Source organism: Streptomyces aureus (genome assembly GCF_001418135.1).
In the GTDB taxonomy this organism is placed as follows: Bacteria; Actinomycetota; Actinomycetes; order Streptomycetales; family Streptomycetaceae; genus Streptomyces; species Streptomyces aureus_A.
In genome coordinates, this window is record NZ_LIPQ01000420.1 from 1 (window position 1) to 3,376 (window position 3,376).

Sequence of the window (3,376 nt, forward strand, 5' to 3'; positions counted from 1 at the left end):
GCCCCGGTTGGACGGGGGATTCCAACCGGGGCCGATCTGCCGTGACGCGAAGAGCGGTCACCACATGGGGGGGACCTTGGGGACCGGGCCCCTTCGGTGTCACATACGTATGAACGGTAAACGTTTCCCGAATGTTCCGAGCATGCCCCTGTGGGCGGTGTGAGTCACCTCACCCGATTTTCGGGGGGTCTCGTCAGTCCTTCTCGGGGCGGTACACGGCGCCCGGCTCGGCCTTGCCCGGGGCCAGCAGTTCGGGCACGGTCACGAAGGTGTAGCCCTGCCGCTTGAGCTCGTCGATGATGGAGGGAACGGCCGGGACCGTGCCGTCGTAGATGTCGTGGAGCAGGATGATCCCGTCGCCGTGCGCCTGCTCGAGCACGCGCTGCCGTATGAGGGCGGAATCGGTGGTGGAGTAGTCCTTCGCGGTGATGCTCCACAGGATCTGGGCGAGCCCGAGTTCCCGGCTGACGTCGGACACGGCTCCGTCGGTACGGCCCTGCGGCGGCCGCATGAGGGTGGGCCTCCGGCCGGTGATCTTCTCGACGGCGTCCTGGGTGCGGGACAGCTCGTCACGGACCTCCGACTCGTCGAGATCGGTGAGGATCCGATGGGTCCAGGTGTGGTTGGCGACCTCGTGCCCCTCGTCGGCTATTCGCTTGACCACCTGCGGATAGCGGTCGACGTGCTTGCTGCCGAGCAGGAAGAAGGTCGCGGGGACCTTCTTCTCCTTGAGGATGTCGAGGAGCCGGGGGGTGTCCTTGCCCGGCCCGGCGTCGAAGGTCAGCGCGATGCACTTGACCTTGGCGCAGTCGACGCGACGGGCGGCGGCCCCCGCCTTGTCGTCCGTTCCGCCCTCTCCCCGGGCGTCCCGCGGAGTGACGGTGTCGACTCCGCAACCGCCGAGCGTCAGCGTCAGCGACACGGCGGCGATCAGGGCAGTGGCCGTCCCCCTGCGTCGGCCCAGCCTGAATCGGAACATGGTGGAACCCGCTTTCCCCGGTGATGTCTTCGGCACGGCCGGAAACCGCCTGGTCAGGGCGGCACTCACGGCAGACGGAAAACTCTACACACGGTGTATACCGGGGAAGGCAGGGGGGTCCACCGAGCGCGCGGGCACACGCGAACCCCGGACGGCGCCCGTCCGCTCCGTCCGGGGAGTTCGCGCCTCAGCGCCTCAGCGCCTCATCTCAGCGTCTCAGGCGCCTGCGCAGGCGCAGGCTCAGGCGCAGGCTCAGCGGGAGGCGAGCAGCAGTCGGGCCTCGGTCTCCTGGTCGCCGGAGACGGACTGCTGGGACTGGATGTCGAAGCCTGCGGCAAGCACCTTCTCGACCTCGTTCACGGCGTGGTAGCCACCGCTGAGCGTGGCGCCGACCGGAGAGGTCAGTCGGGTGGGACGCACCTCCTGGTGGCGTCCGCCGGCCGTGTCGAAGGTGGCCGTCCAGACAGTGGGGGAAAATGCGGTGGCGGCCTGGGGACCCGGGGCCGTCACGTCCTCCAGCTCGTAGACACCGTCGAGGACGCCGAAGACGGCCTGTGCGTCCTCCCGGCTGCAGCCACTGAGCTGCACGGTCACGTCGGTGTCGATGTGCAAGTCGTACACGTCGCTCATCTCCTCGCGGCCGCCGGTAGCTCGTGGCGCCCCGCGCTCGTCGTGCCGGCACTCCTCGTGCCACGCCTCCAGCATCCCTCGTGGGGCGTCGTCCCGCGAGGTCCGCCGCCCTCCGCTCAGGAGCGGCCGATGATGTCCTCGACGGTGTCGGCCTCGGAGGCCCGCTTGTCGGGGCGGTGGCGCAGGACGCGGGCGAAGCGGAGGGTGACACCGCCCGGGTAGCGCGTCGAGGCCTGGAGTCCGTCGTAGGCGATCTCGACGACGAGTTCCGGCCGTACCCGCACGGTGAATCCGTCGTCCTCGACGGCGAGTTCACCGAGCCGCTCGGTCTGCCAGCGCAGCATGTCGTCGGAGAGCCCCTTGAAGGTCTTTCCGAGCATGACGAAGCCGCCGTCCGCCGTGCGCGCACCGAGGTGCAGGTTGGAGAGCAGCCCGGTTCTGCGCCCGTGGCCCCGCTCGACGGCGAGGACGACGAGGTCGACGGTGTGGACGGGCTTCACCTTCAGCCAGGTGCGTCCCCTGCGGCCGGCCACGTAGGGCGCGTCGAGCGCCTTGACCAGGACGCCTTCATGTCCTCTGGCCAGCGTTTCGGCGGAGAACCGCTGGGCTGCCTCCACCTGCGCGGGATCGGTGGGATCGGCCACGACGAGGCGTCGGACCCGCTGGGATTCGGGGAGCAGTCGGGCGAGGACCGCGTGCCGCTCCTGGCCCGGCCGGTCGATCAGCCCCTCGCCGTCGGCCGCGAGGACGTCGAAGAAGACCGGGGTCAGGGGAAGGACGGCGTGCGCACCGGCGACGTCGGTGCGGGATCCGACCCGGGACGCGATGGACTGGAACGACACGGGGCGTCCGGTGGCCGGGTCGAGCGCGATCACTTCCCCGTCCAGGATGAAACCGTCGGCCGGTACGGCGCGTGCGGTCGCGACCACTTCGGGAAGCCGGTCGGTGATGTCGTCGAGCGAGCGGGTGTGGACCCGGATGACGTCACCGCGCCGGTGGACCTGGACGCGGATGCCGTCGAGCTTCTCCTCGACGACACAGGGCCCGAGGGCACCGATCGCCTCGGTGACGGAGGTCGCGGTGTGCGCGAGCATCGGCTGCACGGGGTTGCCGACCCGGAGGGTGAACCGGTCGAGCGCGGTGGCGCCTTCTGCGAGCACCGCCTGCGCGACCGGGGGCAGCGAGCCTTCGAGCATCACGGCACGCCGCAGCTCGGCGGCGGGCACGGTGGCGGCCTGGGCGACACCTTCGAGCGCTACGGCATCGAGGGCTCCCTGGCGCACCTCCCCGGTGAGCAGCCGCAGCAGCAGCTGTTGCTCGTCGTCGGTGGCCGCCGCGAACAGGGCATGGACAAGCCTGGTCCGCTCGGCACGGGAGCCGGCTCCGGAGACCGCCGCGAGTTCCGTCATCGCCTCGTCGACACGCCCGAGCGTGAGGCCCGGCCGTTCGGCGGGCGCGACCGCGGGCGGGACGACCTCCTTCAGAACGCTCCAGCCGACCCCGATCCGCCCCTGCGGGAGCCGGCCGGAGAGGTACGCGATGACGAGAGGGCTCTCCTCGGGCTCGGCCTCCGCGAACAGCTCGGCCAGGAGCCGGATCTTGCGCGAGCGCGCCGACACGGCGGCGACCTCCCGGGACACCTCCGCAACACGGGCGAGCAGCATGAGCCCATCCTCCCCACACCGCGCCCTCGCCGCACGCCACGGGTCACCGTCAGGGCCAGGACGCCGGGTGCTTCCGGCCACCGGCCCGCCCGCCGCCGCCCGC

Annotated in this window: 3 protein-coding genes; all 3 read right to left on the reverse strand. The window is 71.1% G+C overall.

Going from position 1 to position 3,376, the window contains the following annotated elements; all coding sequences use genetic code 11:
* Positions 1-193: 193 nt before the first annotated feature.
* Complete coding sequence (locus AOK00_RS29455) at positions 194-979, reverse strand: polysaccharide deacetylase family protein (protein WP_055603274.1); 786 nt, start codon at positions 977-979, stop codon at positions 194-196.
* Between the two features lie 252 nt (positions 980-1,231).
* Entirely contained in the window at positions 1,232-1,609 is a 378-nt protein-coding gene (locus tag AOK00_RS29460) for a hypothetical protein (RefSeq protein ID WP_055603276.1), read from the reverse strand.
* 116 nt (positions 1,610-1,725) lie between these two features.
* A complete protein-coding gene (locus AOK00_RS29465) occupies positions 1,726-3,273 on the reverse strand; it encodes an ATP-dependent DNA ligase (protein ID WP_055603275.1) in 1,548 nt (515 codons plus the stop codon).
* Positions 3,274-3,376 lie beyond the last annotated feature (103 nt).

Bases quoted from the DNA above. Each gene is read 5' to 3' on its own strand.
- AOK00_RS29455 (WP_055603274.1), bottom strand. From the start codon at position 979: ATGTTCCGATTCAGGCTGGGCCGACGCAGGGGGACGGCCACTGCCCTG.
- AOK00_RS29460 (WP_055603276.1), bottom strand. From the start codon at position 1,609: ATGAGCGACGTGTACGACTTGCACATCGACACCGACGTGACCGTGCAG.
- AOK00_RS29465 (WP_055603275.1), bottom strand. From the start codon at position 3,273: ATGCTGCTCGCCCGTGTTGCGGAGGTGTCCCGGGAGGTCGCCGCCGTG.